The following is a 17,404-nucleotide window of genomic DNA, read 5'->3' as shown; positions in this document are numbered from 1 at the left end:
CGCCGCCTGCGGGCGGACGACACGGCGACCGGCGATCGGGCGGCGGATCGGACAAGCCATCAAGGAACGAACGACAACCCACGAGCAACAACCGTTCCCAGCTTCACCGTGGGTTCGGCCCGACATGCAATCGGCGCGCGACCGGCCCGATCACAGCATCGGCCTGCTGCGCGATCAGCATGTGCAGCGTGAAATCCAGGTCTTCCGGCGCGATGTCGAAGTGCACGTGGACCACGTCGCGCACGGCACGCGCGCTGCCGACATACACGCCGAGCGGGGAATGCAGCAGCGCCGCGAGCCGGGCGTGCGCGCGTTCGCCGGAATCGGCCGTCAAGGTGACGGGCAACTGCAGGCGCGGGCGCGGCGGCGGGAACGGAATGACATTGCTGGGTGCGCCGGCGCGCAACTGGCGGCCGGCGACATCGCTGGCGGGAACGGGATGAATGAAGGTCATGGAGCGGACGGAGGCCGTCCCGGCTGTTCGACACGTCCCCAGCTTAGAAGAGACCGGATAAACGTCGTGCAAAAAAACGGGCCGCCCGTGCAAAAAACGGCACGGGGGACATAACACGACAGCGAGCTGCGGCGGGCCGCGCGATCGTCATGCGCGCGTTGCGGCCGCGCGCCGCGGTTCGCGTCAATCTCACCCGCGTTTGCGCCGCCCTGCCCCGCTAAGCGAACGCTTCGAGCGACGCGCGCCGCCGCTCGTCGACCATCGATTCGATCAGCGACACCAGATCGTCGGTCAGCGGATCGCAGATGCCCGGCGAGCGATGCAGTTCGAGATCGGCCGCCGGCAGCGGCGGCAGCCCGTCGGTCTCGTCGAGCACGCGCCAGTTCTCGGGCAGCGTGCAGCGGTCGATCATCGTCACGGCCGCGCCGTGGTTCACCGCGATCTTGATGCCGGTCGGGCTCTGGCTCGTATAGACGACGTGATACGGCCGCTCGGCCGTCGCGAGCGCCTGCAGCCCGCGCTGCCGGTAGCAGCACGTCTCCGGAAACAGCGCGAGCGGCACCGACGCCTGCGGGCCGAGCGCGAAATCGCGGTGCGCCGCCCACACGACCTCGTGCCGGCCGAGCAGCCGTCCGCCCGCGTTCGGCCCGTGCCGCACGACGAGCGCGACGTCGAGCTCGCCGGCCTGCAGCCGTTCGAGCAGTTCGAGCGACGTGCGGCAATGCACGTGGAAGCGCGCGCCCGGCCGCATCGCATAGAACGACTTCAGCAGGTCGGGCAGCCAAAGCTCCGCATAGTCCTCGGGCAGCCCGAAGCGCACGACGCCGCGGTCGCTGCTCGCCTGCTTCAGCGCGAGGATCGCGTCGTTCTGCACCTGGATGATGCGGCGCGCATGGATCAGGAAGTTCTCGCCGTCGCGCGACAGTTCGAGCCGCCGGCTGTTGCGCATGAACAGGTGCGTGTCGAGCCGCTCCTCGAGCGTGCGGATGCGCAGGCTGATCGTCGATTGCGTGCGATGCAGTTGCCGGGCCGCCGCGGTGAAGCCGCCGCTCTCGACGACGGCGACGAATGCGCGGATCAGCTCGGGATCGAGCGAACTGAGCTTCGACCAATCGGGCCTTTGAATGGCAGCCATCGGAATTACTCGCTTTCGAAAAAAGAAGGGAAGACGAAAGATAGGGCTCGGAGCACGCCGATTGTTGTCCGGAAGCGCCCGGCCCTCCAACCCTTGCCCGGGTATGACAAACCCGGAGCCGGTTCGCGAATGCCCACCCGCCGATCCCGCCCCGCCCGCCGTCACGACGCCGGCCGAGGCCCGCCCGGCGGGCCTCCGCGCGCCGGGCTCAGGGCATTCCCGGAGACGACGAAAACTCATAACCCGATCAGAAAACATCGATTCACCGGCCGCGCCGCGGCCCACCACAATCGCCTCACTCCCAACCTCATCGACGAGACACCGCAATGACCGCATCCCAACCCAGGCAGCTTTACATCGGCGAAGGCTTCGAAGGCCCCGGCGTCAACCTCGCGCACATCAACGTGCTGGTCGGCCCGCGCAACGGCCCGGCGGGCCAGGCGTTCGCCACCGCCCTCGCGACGCCGTCGGCCGGCCATGCGCCGTTCGTCGTGATCGCGCAGCCGGGCGTGCCGACCAAGCCGCTCACGCTGTACGTCAACAAGGCGCAGATCGCCAGCGATTTCCACGGCAACGCCACGTGGGGCGCGTCGCAGGCCGGCATCGCGAAAGCGGTGGCCGAAGCGCTCGAGAACGGCACGCTGCCGCCCGAGGCGGAAAACGACTGGGTCGTCGTGTCGGCGAACTGGGTGAACCCGCAGACCGACGATCTCGATGCCGTGTTCGAGAACAACTATCGCGCGTGCCGCAACGCGATCGTCGCCGCGATGGAAGGGCTGCCGCATCGCGACGCGGTGTTCGCCGCCGCGCGCGACGTGTCGAACCCGTTCTACACCCCGAAGAAAAACTGACGACGACGAGCGGCCGACACAAGGCCGCACCTGGAGGAAACATGGAATACGTCCGCCTCGGCCAGTCCGGCCTGAAGGTGTCCCGCCTGTGTCTCGGCACGATGAACATGGGCACCCCCGAATGGAAGCCCTGGATCTTCGACGAAGCGCAGAGCGAGCCGATCGTGCGCCGCGCGCTCGACGCCGGCGTCAACTTCATCGATCTCGCGGACTTCTATTCGACGGGCGTCGGCGAGGAAGTGGTCGGTCGCATCCTGAAGCGCAACGCGCGCCGCGAGGAGCTCGTCGTGACGACCAAGGTCGGCTACGACATGGGCAGTTATCCGAACGCGGGCGGCCATTCGCGCAAGCACGTGCTCGACGGCGTCGACGGTTCGCTGACGCGGCTCGGGATGGATTACGTCGACATCTTCATGCTGCACTTCTTCGACGTGAACACGCCCGTCGAGGAAACCATGAGCGCGCTGCACGACATCGTGCGCGCGGGCAAGGCGCGCTATATCGGCGTATCGACGATGTACACGTGGCAGTTCGCGAAGATCATGCAGGCCTGCGAACGAAACGGCTGGGACAAACCGATCAACATGCAGCTGCAGCTGAACCTCGCGTATCGCGAGGAAGAGCGCGAGATGGTGCCGTACTGCATCGACCAGGGCGTCGGCGTGTCGGTGTTCAGCCCGCTCGCGCGCGGCCTGCTGACCTGCGAGCCGCAATCCACGCGCAACCAGACCGACTTCTTCACCGCGCAGATGTACGGCGACGCTGCGTCGCTCGCAATCGCGGAATCGGTCGCGAAGGTCGCGAAGCGCCGCGGCGTGCCGCCCGCGCAGATCGCGCAGGCGTGGGTGCTGAGCCGCCCCGGCGTCGCGAGCGTGCTGGTCGGCGCGGATTCCGTCGCGCAGTTCGACAGCGCGCTCGGCGCGCTCGAAACGCAGCTCACCGAGGAAGAACTGCACGAACTGGAGCGCAACTACACGCCGTGCGACCTGATCAACGACTACACGGCCGGCAAGCGCATCGCGCGCGCGTCGCGTCCGGCGCAGGGCAGCTTCGCAACGGACTGAAGGGCTGCGGCTCCGACGCACTGAAGGAACGACACACAATGAACGAATTTCTGAGGACCGGCCATTACATCGGCGGCGAATGGCACGAATCGCATGGCGCGAGCGATGCGACCTATCCGGTGCTGAACCCCGCGACCGGCGAGACGATCGCGAAAGTCGCGAAAGGCGGCGCCGACGACACGCAGCGCGCCATCGACGCGGCCGCGCACGCGTTTCCCGCGTGGCGCGCGCTGACCGCGAAGGAGCGTGGCGCACGCGTGAAGCGCTGGGGCGAGCTGATGCTCGAGCATCGCGATGCGCTCGCCGAGCTGCTGACGCGCGAGCAAGGCAAGCCGCTCGCGGAAGCGCGCGGCGAAGTCGCGTACGCGGCGAGCTTTCTCGAATGGTTCGCGGAAGAAGCGAAGCGCATGTACGGCGACGTGATCCCGAGCCCGAAGCCGGATTCGCAGATCGTCGTCACGCGCGAGCCGGTCGGCGTCGTCGCGGCGATCACGCCGTGGAACTTCCCGCTCGCGATGATCACGCGCAAGGCCGGCCCCGCGCTCGCGGCCGGCTGCACGATGGTGCTGAAGCCGTCCGAGGAAACGCCGCTGTCGGCGTTCGCGCTCGCGGTGCTGGCCGAGCGCGCGGGCGTGCCGGCCGGCGTGTTCAACGTCGTGTCGGGCGACGCGGTCGCGATCGGCGAGACGCTGACGAGTTCGTCCGTCGTGCGCAAGCTGTCGTTCACGGGCTCGACGCGGGTCGGCAAGCTGCTCGCGAAGCAGTCGGCCGACACGCTGAAGAAGCTGTCGCTCGAACTCGGCGGCAACGCGCCGTTCATCGTGTTCGACGATGCCGATCTCGATGCGGCGGTCACGGGCGCGATCGCGTCGAAGTTCCGCAACACGGGCCAGACCTGCGTATGCGTGAACCGCTTTCTCGTGCAGGACGGCGTGTACGACGCGTTCACGCGCAAGCTGGCGGACGCCGTGCGCACGCTGCGCGTCGGCAACGCGCTCGCCGGTGAAGTCGACCAGGGGCCGCTGATCAACGAGGCGGCGCTCGGCAAGGTCGAGCGGCACGTGGCCGATGCAACCGCGAAGGGCGCGCACGCGCTCACCGGCGGCAAGCGCCACGCGCTCGGCGGCACGTTCTACGAGCCGACCGTGCTGACCGGCATGACGCCCGACATGCTGATCGCCGAAGAGGAAACCTTCGGCCCCGTCGCCGGCTGCTTCCGCTTCACGACCGAGGAAGAGGCCGTCGCCGCGGCCAACGACACGCCGTTCGGGCTGTCCGCGTACTTCTACACGCGCGACCTCGGCCGCGCGTGGCGCGTGTCGGGTGCGCTCGAGAGCGGGATGGTCGGCGTCAACGACGGGATCATCTCGACCGAAGTCGCGCCGTTCGGCGGCGTCAAGCAATCGGGGCTCGGCCGCGAAGGCTCGAAGTACGGCCTCGACGAATACGTGGAACTGAAGTACACGCTGATGGCCGGCCTCGGCCGCTGACCGCTCCCCGCGGTCGATCCGCGCCGCGCGCCGCCCGGGCGCGCGGCGCCTTGCACGGCGCTCGCGGGCATTCGTGCCCGCGCAGGCCGCCGCATCGCGCATGACAATCCAGGAGGCAGCTTGACCCCAGCCAACGTTCAATCCGGCACCGCGCGCGCGTTGCCGCTGTCGCGTGGCGCCGAGGCGCCGCACCGCCCCGTCGCGCTCGACGACGTGCCGCTCAACCGTTTTCACGTGAAGATCGCCGGCCTCACGTTCGGCGCGCATTTCACCGAAGGCTACACGCTCGGCACGATCGGTTATGCGCTCGCCGCGCTCGGCGGGCAGATGCCGATCGACGCGTTCTGGATGGGGATGATCGGCAGCTCGGCGCTGATCGGCATCTTCTTCGGCAGCCTCGTGTTCGGCTGGCTGTCCGACCGGATGGGCCGGCAGAAGATCTTCCTGACGAGCTTCGTGATCATCACGGCGGCCGCGTTCGCGCAGTTCTTCGTCACGTCGCCGCTCGAACTGTGCGTGCTGCGCGTGCTGATCGGCTTCGGGATGGGCGGCGACTTCACCGTCGGCCACGCGATCCTCGCCGAATTCTCGCCGCGCAAGCATCGCGGTGCGCTGCTCGGCTCGTTCAGCGTGATCTGGACGATCGGCTATGTCGCCGCGAACGTGCTCGGCCTCGCGTACGGCGACGCCGCGCCCGACGCATGGCGCTGGCTGCTCGCGTCGGCTGCATTGCCCGCGCTGATCGTGCTGGTGCTGCGGATCGGCACGCCCGAATCGCCGCGCTGGCTGCTCGGCAAGGGCCGCGTGCAGGAAGCGCGCGCCATCGTCGCGAAACATTTCGGGCCGCACGTGATGCTCGACGGTTCGGCCGAACCGCAGGCGAATGCCGGCTTCGCGCGACTGTTCCGGCATGACCTGATCCGCCGCACGCTTTTCAACTGCGCGTTCTTCGTGTGCCTCGTGATTCCGTATTTCGCGATCTACACGTTCCTGCCGACGATCCTGAAGACGATCGGCCTCGCCGAAGGCTTCGGTGCGGACCTGCTGCTGAACGCGTTTCTCGTGCTGGGCGCGCTGATCGGCATCTGGCTGACGATCCGGCTGTCGCGACGCGGCTTCCTGATCGGCTCGTTCGCGGTGACGTGCGCGTCGCTCGTCGCGCTCGCGGTGCTGCCGTCGACGGCGGCCGTCGCGATGATCGTCGCGTTCGCGATCTTCACGCTGACGATGTCGGCGTTCAGCAACCTCGTCGGCGTGTTCCCGCCCGAGTGCTTCCCGACCGAAGTGCGCGCGAGCGGCGTGGGCCTCGCGATCGCGTGCAGCCGGCTCGGTTCGGCGATCGGCACGTTCCTGCTGCCGGCCGGCATCGCGACGCTCGGCTTTCACGCGACGATGTTCGCGCTCGCGGGCGTGCTGCTGGTGGGGATGATCGTGTCCGTCGCGTGGGCGCCGGAGACGAAGCATCTGACGCTGGAGGAAGCGTCGGGGCATTGACGAGGGTGGCGGGCCGCGTGGCCGCCGGCTTCATCGCGCGCGAGGCTTTTGCCTCGACTCGCCGCCGATGCGCGCCGGCGACACCGAGCGCGATTCTGTCGCACCCGGTCGTGGGCGGGCTCGCTCATTCCGGGCGCGATGAGATGCGCGCGTTCGCTCAGAACAGAATCGACGCGTAATCCCGCGCGCCGTGCAGGACGTGAAGGATGTCGATCCGCGTCGGCGGATCGCCGACGACTCGATAGAAGATCTGGTAGTTGCCGTACACGCGGTGCCGCACGCCGTAACGCTCGAAGCGCGGCACCAGCGGAAACGCCAGCGGCATCGCGGCCAGACTCATGCACTTGTCGCGAATCTCCCGCACGAACGTCACGGCGCGTTGCGGGTTGTCGCGTGCAATGTAATCGGCGACCGCTTCGAGTTCGGCAATCGCAAAATCGGACAGGCGCACGATCAGGCCTGCCGATCCGCCTGCGCCCGATACTTCGCCTCGAGATGATCGAAGACTTCCGCCGCCTCGGCGCCGCGCCCTGCTTGCGCATCGGCCAGGCTGCGCGAGATCACCGCGTCCAGCGCGTTCAGTTGCGCCTCGCGATCCTGGATCAGGCGCACGCCTTCGCGCAGCACTTCGCTCTTGGACCCGTAACGCCCCGATTCGACCAGCTTCGCGACATAAGCCTCCAGTTGCGGGCCCAGTTCCGCACTGATCATGTCGACCTCCCGACCGGATTGAATTCGATCCATCAAGCGTATCCCGGCTATCAACTATTATCAAGAAGACGATCTCCAGAGGGGCAGCGCGAATGCTTTCACATCCGATCGGGCGGATGAACGGAACCTGATTCCGACAGGCTGCTGCGGCGCCGGCATTCATCCGGTTTTCGCCTTCACGCGTGAAGCCTTGCCGAACGCTCACCATGCGGACACCGATCATGATCGAAGACATCGTCACGCCACAACCTGGCCTGAAGGTCTATGCGTCGGACACCGACGTCTTCGCCGCGCACCAGGCAGCACTCGCGCGCCATCTGCATCCGCTCGTGTCAATCGACCTGTCGGCGGTCGATCCGTAATGGGAGGGCTGGATCCACCTGATCAGCCCGGTCGAACCTTATGACGGGCTCGTCGGGCAGGACACGGCCGCGTGCCACAACGACTATCTGCGCGCGAACTGGATCGGGTTCCGGCTCGACGAAAACAACCGCTATACGTTGCTCGGCGACCCGCGCTACTTCTATCCGGAGAACCCGCCCGACACGTACGACGCAGGCTTTCGCAAGGAACTGGACACGCATTACACCGGGCAACAGGCCATACGAGCCGGTCAGCCGCGCGGCGCTGCTGACGTTCGACTGGTCGTAAGGCCGGCGGGACGGCGGGCGTTCCGTCTCGCGGTTGGCCGTTCGGCGGACTCGGCGCGGCGGATTCGCGGCGATATGCTGGGGTTTTCCATTCTTCCGGCCGCAACCATGCCCGCCCAGCATGTCGATCTCTGCCATGTTCTGCCGTACGAGGCGACGTACTTCGACGATCGTCTCGCGATCGATCGAAACGACCTCGACATTTCCGCGTTGCTCGGCGTGAGCGGCGACGTCTCTGACGAACTGCTCGTTTCGTTGTGCGGAGCGCCTACGGGATCGGAGATTCAAGCCTATCTCGACAGCAGAGGCTCGTTGACCTTCTCGGTCACGAACACCACGTGGATCCGATCCGAGAACCGCGTATCGGTGCGTCGAGAATCGGACACATCCCTACTCGAACTCAAGACAATCGATCTCGTCGACAACGCAATCGCGGGACTCGGCGCGGCGATGCTGTGGCGCATCGTCAGGGCGTCTGATACGTTGGGCATCACCCGAATCATTGCATTTGCAGCGGGGGGCCGGAAAGCAGCGCCCAAACCGGGCGGGCGCCAGCTATGCGGGTACTACGCGTGGCCACGGTTCGGTTTCGACGCGCCCATTCCCGACAAGTGCAGCGATGAAGCGGCGTTGTTCCAGTATTTCCAGGGACACCCGATCGGTCTTGCCGACGGATCGCTCCGGTCGCTGCGTGCGCTCTATGCGACGCGATTCGGGCGAGATTTCTGGCGCGTGGCGGGATCGCACCGCTGGATGACATTCGACGTCGCACCGCATGGCACATCCGTGCACGCGTTGCACCGATACCTGATCGAAAAGGGGATTTACGAATGAACGCAAAGCACACGCCGATTGCCGGATTCCGGATCGCGCGCGCCACGGCGAAGCGGGGCCGGCCGGCGAACCGGCATCGCCTCGCACTCGTCTCCGAAGCCAGGCAACTCCTCGACATGCTCGTCGCAAACGAACTCCATCAAAGCCTGGCGCGCGTCATGCGCAAGTCCGCCGTCGGGCACGACACACGGCCAGCCGACATGCCGGCGTCCCCGCCGCGACGCACCGTCTTCAACGTCGGGCGTATCGATCTCTCGAAATGCCAGTTGCCGGTCGTATCGATCGCGGAAATCGAAGCCAGCGGCCGCCGGGAGACACTCATGCACTTCGGACACGACCCCGACGCGTAGCCGGCAACGACGGGAAAAAGCCGTCCGGTTCGGCTCGACAACGACCGTTTACGTCTCCCGTTGGTAACGGTCTTTAACGGACACCATGCCGGAAGCACTGTCCGACAGTGCCCGGCCTGATCCGATTTTTCCCGCATTCCGATCAGTCGCGTCCCACAATCGCCGCCTAACCCTTCCGCCCCGCCTGCCCCCGCAACCACGCGGCAAACGCAACCACGTGCTCGACCGCGATACTCTCCGGCTCGACATCGAGCCAATAGCCGAACGGTCCGATCGGCTGCACCGGCGACAGCCGCACGAGGCTGCCCTCGGCGATCTCCTCCTCGATCATGTTCAGGTCGACCACCGCGAGCCCCGCGCCCTTGCGCGCCGCGCGGATCGCCTGTTCGAGCGTGGAAAACTCGATGCCGTCGGCGATCCGCGCCACCGGCACGCCGGCCTGCTCGCACCAGTCGGCCCATAGCGTCAGGCGCTTGCCTTCGTGCAGCACATGCAGCGACGGCAGCCGGCCGAGCAGCACGTCGAGCGCATCGCCGCGATAACGCGGCGCGCCGACGAGCGCATGCCGTTCCATCATCAGCAGCTCCGACTGCATTCCCGCGCGCGCCGCGCGCCCGAAGCGGATGTGGCAATGGCAGTCGTCGGCCGGCTCGGTGCGGATCGACAGCTCGACGTCGGGCAGCGCCTGCGCGAGCGTGCCGAGCCGCGGCGAAAACCACTGCGTCGCGAAGGTCGGCGGCAGCGACACCGTCAGGCGCCGCTTCGCACCCGGCCGCGTGGCGGCGACTTCGTCGACGCCGCGTTCGATCGTATCGAACGCCTGCCCGATGAACGGCAGCAACCGCTGGCCGGCATCGGTCAGGCGCACGCCCTTGTGATCGCGCTCGAACAGCCGCGCGCCGAGCGCCTCCTCGAGCAGCCGGATCTGCCGGCTCACCGCCCCCTGCGTCACGCACAGCGAAACCGCCGCACGGTTGAAGCTCAGGTGACGCGCGGTCTCTTCGAAAAATCGCAGCGCGATCAACGATGGCAGGCGTCGCATGATGTGTGTCCCTTTCGTTCGTATCGTTCGTATCGTTCGAGCTGTTGCGGGCCGGTGCCGCCGTCCATCCCGCCGGCAGTCTCATCGCAACGACGTGCATCAACCGCCGCGCCGCAAAAAGCCCCGAGGGCCCGCCCCCTTCGTCGCATCCATTCATCGCCCCCAGCACCCGCGCCGCCCGCCTACAATAAGCATCCCGCACCAGACACGACACCGCCCCGTGAGACGCAAGATGCCGGCGCTGAATGCGCTGAAAGCCTTCGAGATGGCCGGCCGCACCGGCAGCTTCACGCGCGCGGCCGAGCTGCTCAACGTGACGCAGAGCGCGGTGAGCCGCCAGGTTCGCCAGCTCGAGGGCCAGCTCGGCGAAACCCTGCTCGAGCGGCGCCATCACCAGCTCGAACTGACGGCGGCCGGGCGCGTGCTGCTGCGCGCGCTGCAGCAATCGTTCGACAAGATCGAGCTGACCGTTCGCAGCCTGCAGGAAAAAACCCACCTGAACCGCCTGCGCGCGAACGTGCCGCCCACCTTCGCCGCGCGCTGGCTGATGCCGCGGCTCGGCCGGCTGCGCGACGCGCATCCCGAATTCGAGCTGAGCCTCACGACCCGCATCCACGACAGTCTCGGCGAATCGCGCGTGCTCGACTGCGCGATCCGCTTCGGCGACGGCGAATGGGACGGTTTCGACAACGCACTGCTGATGCAGGAGCAGCATATCGCCGTCTGCGCGCCCGCGCTGTATGCGCGGCTGCGACAGGACGGCGCGCCGATCGACCTGAACCGCTTCACGCTGCTGCACGTGCTCGCCACCGACGACCAGCGCTACCTGACCTGGCAGCACTGGCTGAAGGCCGCCGGCATCGCCGACGTCGACACGCGCGGCGGCTACGAATTCGACCTGCTCGACCACGCGATCCGCGCGGCGATCGACGGCCTTGGGATCACGATCGCCGATCGCCACATGGTCGCGCGCGAACTCGCGACCGGGCAGTTGATGCAGGTGCTCAACGTGCACGTCGACGGCCACCAGTCGTACTGGTTCGTCACGCGGCCCGAGCAGACGAACCTGCCGCACATCGTCCAGTTCCGCGACTGGCTGCAGCAGGAAGTGTGGCTCGCGAAGCGCCATCTCGAACCGTCGTCGCCGCTGCCGCAAGTGCCGCTGGCCTAGCACACGATCCGTGCCCCAAGCGTAGCCGACCGCCCCGCGCCGCGCCGAAGCGTCAACCGCGGCCGACACCTTACCGGCTCCCGCTCGCGCGCGCATCCGGATCAGTCGAAAAATGCGGGCCCGCCGCCGCCCGTCCCGCTCGCGGCCCGCACCACGGCAGCCTTGCCGGACGCACGATTCCGGCCGATCAGCCGAGTAACGTGCGTTTTTCTCATGCTCGACGCTAAAATAAGTCGTTTGTCGTGCGCTAAACGCATGAAGAGAATGGCCTCTGTCCCGTACCGCGCGTGTCGCCACCCGAAGCGATTCGCCCGCATTCATCGGAGGAGTCACTTCATGCGCACTGAACGCAACTACGTGAACGGCCGTTTCGTCGCCCCGGAAAGCGACGCGTTCATCGTGGTCCACAATCCCGCCACCGAAGCGCCGTTCGCGCGCGTGCCGGCCGCGACGCCGGCCGACGCGCTCGCCGCCGTCGACGCCGCGGCCGCCGCGCAAAAGGCGTGGCGCAAGCTGCCGAGCGCCGAGCGCGCCGTGTACCTGCACCGCTTAGCCGACGCGCTGACCGCGCGCGCTCCGGAGATCGGCGCGGCGCTCGCGCAGGAATCCGGCAAGAGCATCGAGGACGCGTCGAACGAGGCCGTCTACGCGGGCCAGATCACGCGCTATCACGCCGAGTGGGCGCGCCGGATCGAGGGCGAGATCATCCCGAGCGACACGCCCGACGAGAACCTGTTCCTGCAGCGCGAGCCGATCGGCGTCGTCGCATGCCTGATCCCGTTCAACTATCCCGTCTACACGCTGCTGCGCAAGGTCGCGCCCGCGCTGATCGCCGGCAATACCGTGGTCGTGCGGCCGAGCAACCACACGCCGGTGTCCGCGTTCGAGATCGCGAAGGCGGCCGACGAAGCGGGCTTCCCGCCGGGCGTCGTCAACATCCTGACGATGGATCACGCGACGGCCGAAGCGCTGTGCACGCACCCGGCAGTCGGGATGATCACGCTGACCGGCAGCGTGAACGCGGGCCGCAAGGTGCTCGATTACTGCAAGGCGAACATCGCGAAGCCGTCGCTCGAACTCGGCGGCAAGACGCCCGCGATCATCGAGCCCGACGCCGATCTCGAACGCGCGGCCGCCGCGCTCGTCGCGTCGAAGACGACCCATTGCGGCCAGCTCTGCACGGCGATCGAGCGCGTGTACGTGCACGACAGCGTGCACGACCGTTTCGTCGCGCTGCTGAAGGAGAAGATGGCCGCCGTGCGCATCGGCGACCGTGCGCAGGACGCCACGCGGATGGGCCCGCTCGTCAGCGCATCGGCGCGCGCGCACATCCACGGGATGGTCGAACGTGCGATCGCGGCGGGTGCGACGCTCGAAACCGGCGGCGCGATTCCCGACGGCCCCGGCTTCTTCTACCCGGCCACGCTGCTCACCGGCGTGCGGCAGGACATGGAGATCGTGCAGGAGGAAACTTTCGGCCCGATCATGCCCGTGCTGCGCTACACGACGATCGACGAAGCGATCGCGCAGGCCAACGACCACCAGTTCGGCCTGTCGTCGGTGCTCTATACCGAGCGCTACCGCACCGCGATGACCGTCGCGAACGCGATCGAGGCCGGCGAGCTGTACGTGAACCGCACGCCGGCCGATCCGTACCAGGGCTTCCACGCCGGCTGGAAGCGCTCGGGCCTCGGCGGCGACGACGGCAAGCACGGGATGCTCGAATTCACGCAGACGCGCCTCGTCGTCATGAAGTACTGACACCGCCGCACCCAAGCACCGTTTCCGGCGCGCGCACGACGACACCCCGCCGCGCGCCGCCCCTGACCCACCAGAACATAAAAAACCTGCAGGCGTCCGCCTCAAGGACGCCTGATGGAGGAAGACATCATGCCGACCCAACCGTCGACGCCCGCCGCGTCGCTCGCGCTGCACGACGACGCTCACGCGTCGCAGCATTCCCGCGCGCAACGCTACCTGCAACTGCTGCTGCTCGTGATTGCCGCGGGCGCGATCTACCCGATGCTGTATCTGCGGCAGGTGTACCAGCCGACGATGCTGCAGTTTTTCCATATCGACGACGTGCAGCTCGGTTACCTGTATTCGTCGCTCGGCACGATCTTCCTCGTCAGCTACCTGCCGAGCGGCTGGCTGGCCGACCGCCTGTCGCCGCGCTGGCTGATCTGCTTCTCGCTGCTCGCGACGGGCGCGCTCGGGCTCGTCTACGCGACCGGGCCGTCGTTCCACACGCTCGTGCTGATCTTCGGCGGCTGGGGGCTGACCACCGGCCTCACGTTCTGGGCCGCCGTGATCAAGCGCGTGAACATGATCGCGGGCCCTGACGAACAGGGCCGTTTCTTCGGGCTGCTCGACGGCGGCCGCGGGCTCGTCGAGGCGCTGCTCGCGACGATCGCGATCACGCTGTTCGCCTACGTGACGCAGGCGCGCGGCGGCACCGATGCAGCCGGCTTCACGCTCGTCGTGCATCTGTACGCGTTCTTCTGCATCGCGCTCGGCGTGCTGCTTGCGCTGGTGAAGGATCCGTCGAGCGCGGGCGAACGCAAGGCCGTGACGGAGCGCCGAAAAGGCAGCGTGCTGACCGACCTGAAGACGCTCGCGGCGATCCCCGAGCTGTGGCTCGTCGCCGCGATCGTGTTCTGCGGCTACCAGGTGTTCTGGGCGACCTACAGCTTCTCGGCCTACCTGCACGAAGGCAATTTCGGGCTCAGCGCGACGGCGGCCGGCTTCATCACGACGCTCAAGCTGTGGATGCGTCCCGTCGGCGGCATCGGCGGCGGCTTCCTCGGCGACCGCGTGTCGAAGGTGTCGGTGCTGTTCTGGGCGCTGGTGCTCGCCGCGCTGTCGCTCGTCGGGCTGATCGCCGCGCCCGCGCACAGCCCGCAGGCGATGCTCGTCGTGCTCGTGCTGTTCATCGGCATCCTCACCTATGCGATCCGCGGCCTCTACTGGTCGCTGCTCGACGACTGCAAGGTGCCGACCCATTGCGCCGGACTCGCGATCGGCCTGATCTCGGTGCTCGGCTATTCGCCCGACGTGTTCGTGCCGCTGATCAACGGCTACGTGACGCAGACCTGGCCGGGCGCGCACGGCTACCAGCTCTATTTCGGCTACATCGCTGCGATCGCGCTCTGCGGCGCGGGCGCCGCCGCGTTCCTCAAATACCGCCTCAACCGCCTTTCCCGTATCCAGGAGTCCGCATGAAGATCGTTTCGCTCGAAACCCATATCGTCGCCGTGCCGCCGCCGCATGTCGGCGGGATGTACTGGATCTTCGTGAAGCTGAAGACCGACGACGGCATCGAAGGCGTCGGCGAGATCTACTCGGCGACGTTCGGCCCGAAGGCGATGGCGCCGATCATCGACGACGTGTTCGAACGCCACCTGCTGAACCGCGACCCGCATCACGTCGAACGGCTGTTCCGCCAGGCCTATTCGAGCGGCTTCACGCAGCGGCCGGATCTCACGATGATGGGCGTCGTCAGCGGCCTCGAAATGGCGTGCTGGGACATCATCGGCAAGGCCGCCGGCAAGCCCGTGTACGAACTGCTCGGCGGAAAGATCCACGAGCGGCTGCGCTCGTACACGTACCTGTACCCGAAGAACGCGAAAGGCGAATACGACTACGACGATCCCGACCTCGCGGCCGAATGCGCGGCCGAGAACGTGAAGCTCGGCTTCACGGCCGTCAAGTTCGATCCGGCCGGTCCGTACACGGCCTACTCGGGCCACCAGCTGTCGCTCGAAGTGCTCGACCGCTGCGAGACGTTCTGCCGCAAGGTGCGCGAAGCCGTCGGCAGCAAGGCCGACCTGCTGTTCGGCACGCACGGGCAGATGGTGCCGTCGTCGGCGATCCGGCTCGCGAAGCGGCTCGAGAAATACGACCCGCTGTGGTTCGAGGAGCCGGTGCCCCCCGGCCAGGAAGAGGCGATCGCGCAAGTCGCGAAGCACACGTCGATTCCGATCGCGACCGGCGAGCGCCTGACCACCAAGTACGAATTCCACAAGTTGCTGCAGGCGGGCGGCGCATCGATCCTGCAGTTGAACGTCGCGCGTGTGGGCGGCCTGCTCGAAGCGAAGAAGATCGCGACGCTCGCCGAAGTGCACTACGCGCAGATCGCACCGCACCTGTACAACGGGCCGGTGGGCGCGGCCGCGAGCATCCAGCTCGCGACCTGCACACCGAACTTCCTGATCCAGGAAAGCATCATGACGTGGGGCGGTTTCCACGCCGAAGTCGTGAAGACGCCGATCCGCTGGGAAGACGGCTACATCGTCCCGTCGAACGAACCGGGCCTCGGCATCGAACTCGACATGGACGTCGTGAAGCGCCACACGCCGTACACCGGCGAACGGCTGCACCTGCAGATGGGCGAACACCCCGTCGACGTGAAGGATCTCGCCCCCGCGAAGGGCTGAGCGCAAAGGACAGACATGAGCTACGACTACATCATCGTCGGCGCGGGCTCGGCCGGCTGCATCCTCGCGAACCGCCTGAGCGAATCGGGCCGGCACTCGGTGCTGCTGCTCGAAGCGGGCGAACGCGACGCGTCGTTCTGGTTCAAGGTGCCCGTCGGCTTCACGAAGACCTACTACAACCGCCGCTACAACTGGATGTACTACAGCGAGCCCGAGGCGCAGCTCGCCGATCGCAAGCTGTACTGCCCGCGCGGCAAGGTGGTCGGCGGCTCGGGCTCGATCAACGCGATGGTCTACGTGCGCGGCCAGCGCAGCGACTACGACGACTGGGCGGCCGCCGGCAATCCGGGCTGGGCGTACGACGACGTGCTGCCGTACTTCCGCAAGCTCGAAACCCACGCGGCCGGTGCGACCGATCCGCAGCATCACGGCGCGACGGGGCCGATCCACATCACGTCGATGAAGGCCGACGTGCATCCGATCGTCCACGAGTTCCTGAAGGGCTGCGGCGAACTGAACCTGCCGCGCACCGACGATTTCAACGGCGCGCAGTTCGAGGGCGCGGGCATCTACGACCTGAACACGAAGCACGGCGAACGCTGCTCCAGCAGCTTCGCGTACCTGCGTCCCGCGCTGGGCCGCGCGAACCTCACGCTGCGCTCGGGCGTGCTCGTGCGGCGCGTGACGTTCGACGGCACGCGCGCGACCGGCGTGGTCGTCGCGGGCGGGCATGGCGACGAAACGCTGGTCGCCGCGCGCGAGGTGATCCTCGCGGCCGGCGCGGTCGATACGCCGAAGCTGCTGCAACTGTCGGGCGTCGGCGATCCGGCGCTGCTCGCGCGCTGGCGCGTGCCGCTCGTGCACGCGCTGCCGGCCGTCGGCCGCAACCTGCAGGACCACCTGTGCGTGAGCTTCTACTTCAAGGCGAACCGGCCGACGCTGAACGACGAGATGGGCACCCTGCTCGGCAAGATGAAGATCGGCTTGCGCTACCTGCTGACGAAGCGTGGCCCGCTCGCGATGAGCGTGAACCAGGCGGGCGGCTTCTTCCGCGGCACGGCCGATGCGCAGGAGCCGAACATTCAGCTTTACTTCAACCCGCTGTCGTACCGGATTCCGAAGAGCGACCGCGCGAGCATCAAGCCCGAACCGTACTCCGGATTCCTGATCGCGTTCAACCCGTGCCGGCCGACGAGCCGCGGCACGATCGAGATCGCCTCGAACCGCGCGGAAGATGCCGCCAAGATCCACATCAATGCGCTGACCACGCAGAAGGATCTCGACGAGGCCGTGCAGGGCAGCAAGGTGATTCGTGCGCTGATGCGCGCGCCGGCGCTGAAGTCGATGACCGTCGAGGAAATTTCGCCGGGGCCGCAGGTCGATTCCGACGAAGCGATGCTGCAGTATTTCCGCGAGCAGTCGGGTTCGATCTACCACCTGTGCGGCTCGTGCGCGATGGGGCCGGACGCCGCGACGTCGGTGGTCGATGCGTCGTTGCGCGTGCACGGGCTGCAGGCGCTGCGGATCGTCGATGCATCGGTGTTCCCGAACATCACGTCGGGCAACATCAACGCGCCGACGATGATGGTCGCGGAGAAAGGCGCGGATCTGGTTCTGGCGGATGCGGCGCGCGGCGAGACGGCTGGCGCGCGGACAGGCGAACGGGAGCCCGTCGCGCACTGAGTGGTCGCCAGGGGGCCTGTCGAAAGTCGTTCATAATTC

17 protein-coding genes are annotated in these 17,404 nt (G+C 67.3%); 12 read left to right on the top strand and 5 right to left on the bottom strand.

The features are described 5' to 3' along the window. Positions 1–103: 103 nt before the first annotated feature. Together PL79_RS03550 and PL79_RS03545 are read right to left on the bottom strand one after the other, a co-directional pair. Positions 104–454, bottom strand: a complete 351-nt coding sequence (locus PL79_RS03550) for a hypothetical protein (protein WP_044848055.1) — start codon at positions 452–454, stop codon at positions 104–106. 217 nt (positions 455–671) lie between these two features. Then, complete coding sequence (locus PL79_RS03545) at positions 672–1,589, bottom strand: LysR family transcriptional regulator (protein ID WP_044848054.1); 918 nt, start codon at positions 1,587–1,589, stop codon at positions 672–674. Positions 1,590–1,915: 326 nt separating this feature from the next. On the opposite strand from PL79_RS03545, the gene fae reads away from it, so the two are divergent. The 4 genes from fae to PL79_RS03525 all read left to right on the top strand — a co-directional run bounded on the left by fae (position 1,916) and on the right by PL79_RS03525 (position 6,488). Continuing rightward, a complete protein-coding gene (gene fae / locus PL79_RS03540) occupies positions 1,916–2,440 on the top strand; it encodes a formaldehyde-activating enzyme (protein WP_011356415.1) in 525 nt (174 codons plus the stop codon). Between the two features lie 41 nt (positions 2,441–2,481). Beyond that, positions 2,482–3,504, top strand: coding sequence for an aldo/keto reductase (locus PL79_RS03535; protein WP_044848053.1), 1,023 nt, complete (start codon positions 2,482–2,484; stop codon positions 3,502–3,504). A gap of 38 nt (positions 3,505–3,542) precedes the next feature. Then, complete coding sequence (locus PL79_RS03530) at positions 3,543–4,994, top strand: NAD-dependent succinate-semialdehyde dehydrogenase (protein WP_044848052.1); 1,452 nt, start codon at positions 3,543–3,545, stop codon at positions 4,992–4,994. Positions 4,995–5,153: 159 nt separating this feature from the next. After that, entirely contained in the window at positions 5,154–6,488 is a 1,335-nt protein-coding gene (locus PL79_RS03525; protein ID WP_235879198.1) for an MFS transporter, read from the top strand. 157 nt (positions 6,489–6,645) lie between these two features. Here the strand turns inward: PL79_RS03525 and PL79_RS03520 are convergent, their stop codons facing one another. Next, on the bottom strand, positions 6,646–6,945 hold the full coding sequence (locus PL79_RS03520) for a type II toxin-antitoxin system RelE/ParE family toxin (RefSeq protein WP_044848069.1): 300 nt from the start codon (positions 6,943–6,945) through the stop codon (positions 6,646–6,648). Continuing rightward, positions 6,942–7,199, bottom strand: coding sequence for a type II toxin-antitoxin system ParD family antitoxin (locus PL79_RS03515; RefSeq protein ID WP_044848050.1), 258 nt, complete (start codon positions 7,197–7,199; stop codon positions 6,942–6,944). The genes PL79_RS03520 and PL79_RS03515 overlap by 4 nt, the downstream gene beginning before the upstream one ends. Positions 7,200–7,420: 221 nt before the next feature. Between PL79_RS03515 and PL79_RS36010 the strand changes: the two genes are divergently transcribed. The 3 genes from PL79_RS36010 to PL79_RS03505 all read left to right on the top strand — a co-directional run bounded on the left by PL79_RS36010 (position 7,421) and on the right by PL79_RS03505 (position 9,033). Further along, positions 7,421–7,561 (top strand): hypothetical protein, encoded by a 141-nt coding sequence (locus tag PL79_RS36010; protein WP_193759804.1) that lies wholly within the window; start codon positions 7,421–7,423, stop codon positions 7,559–7,561. A gap of 138 nt (positions 7,562–7,699) precedes the next feature. Next, on the top strand, positions 7,700–8,683 hold the full coding sequence (locus PL79_RS03510) for a hypothetical protein (protein ID WP_235879191.1): 984 nt from the start codon (positions 7,700–7,702) through the stop codon (positions 8,681–8,683). Then, positions 8,680–9,033 carry a hypothetical protein gene (locus tag PL79_RS03505; RefSeq protein ID WP_044848049.1) on the top strand — a complete coding sequence of 118 codons (354 nt, stop codon included), beginning with the start codon at positions 8,680–8,682 and terminating at the stop codon, positions 9,031–9,033. The genes PL79_RS03510 and PL79_RS03505 overlap by 4 nt, the downstream gene beginning before the upstream one ends. Positions 9,034–9,199: 166 nt before the next feature. On the opposite strand, the gene PL79_RS03500 is transcribed toward PL79_RS03505, so the two are convergent. Then, entirely contained in the window at positions 9,200–10,075 is an 876-nt protein-coding gene (locus PL79_RS03500) for a LysR family transcriptional regulator (protein ID WP_044848048.1), read from the bottom strand. Between the two features lie 232 nt (positions 10,076–10,307). Here PL79_RS03500 and PL79_RS03495 point away from each other — a divergent pair, with 232 nt between their 5' ends. The 5 genes from PL79_RS03495 (at position 10,308) to PL79_RS03475 (ending at position 17,365) form a co-directional block, all read left to right on the top strand. Continuing rightward, positions 10,308–11,246 carry a LysR substrate-binding domain-containing protein gene (locus PL79_RS03495; protein WP_011356424.1) on the top strand — a complete coding sequence of 313 codons (939 nt, stop codon included), beginning with the start codon at positions 10,308–10,310 and terminating at the stop codon, positions 11,244–11,246. A gap of 336 nt (positions 11,247–11,582) precedes the next feature. Further along, the gene (gene aldA / locus PL79_RS03490; RefSeq protein WP_044848047.1) at positions 11,583–13,007 is read left to right on the top strand and encodes an aldehyde dehydrogenase; all 1,425 of its coding nucleotides are present in this window, start codon (positions 11,583–11,585) and stop codon (positions 13,005–13,007) included. Between the two features lie 129 nt (positions 13,008–13,136). Next, positions 13,137–14,468 (top strand): MFS transporter, encoded by a 1,332-nt coding sequence (locus PL79_RS03485; RefSeq protein WP_193759803.1) that lies wholly within the window; start codon positions 13,137–13,139, stop codon positions 14,466–14,468. After that, the gene (locus tag PL79_RS03480) at positions 14,465–15,682 is read left to right on the top strand and encodes a mandelate racemase/muconate lactonizing enzyme family protein (protein WP_044848046.1); all 1,218 of its coding nucleotides are present in this window, start codon (positions 14,465–14,467) and stop codon (positions 15,680–15,682) included. Before PL79_RS03485 ends, PL79_RS03480 begins: the two co-directional genes overlap by 4 nt. A gap of 15 nt (positions 15,683–15,697) precedes the next feature. After that, the gene (locus PL79_RS03475) at positions 15,698–17,365 is read left to right on the top strand and encodes a GMC family oxidoreductase (protein WP_044848045.1); all 1,668 of its coding nucleotides are present in this window, start codon (positions 15,698–15,700) and stop codon (positions 17,363–17,365) included. Positions 17,366–17,404: the final 39 nt, after the last annotated feature.

The sequence above is a fragment of the Burkholderia sp. USMB20 genome (assembly GCF_000949135.2).
In the GTDB taxonomy this organism is placed as follows: Bacteria; Pseudomonadota; Gammaproteobacteria; order Burkholderiales; family Burkholderiaceae; genus Burkholderia.
The sequence above is the reverse complement of the archived record's forward strand: the minus strand, read 5'-3'. Positions and strand labels throughout refer to the sequence as shown.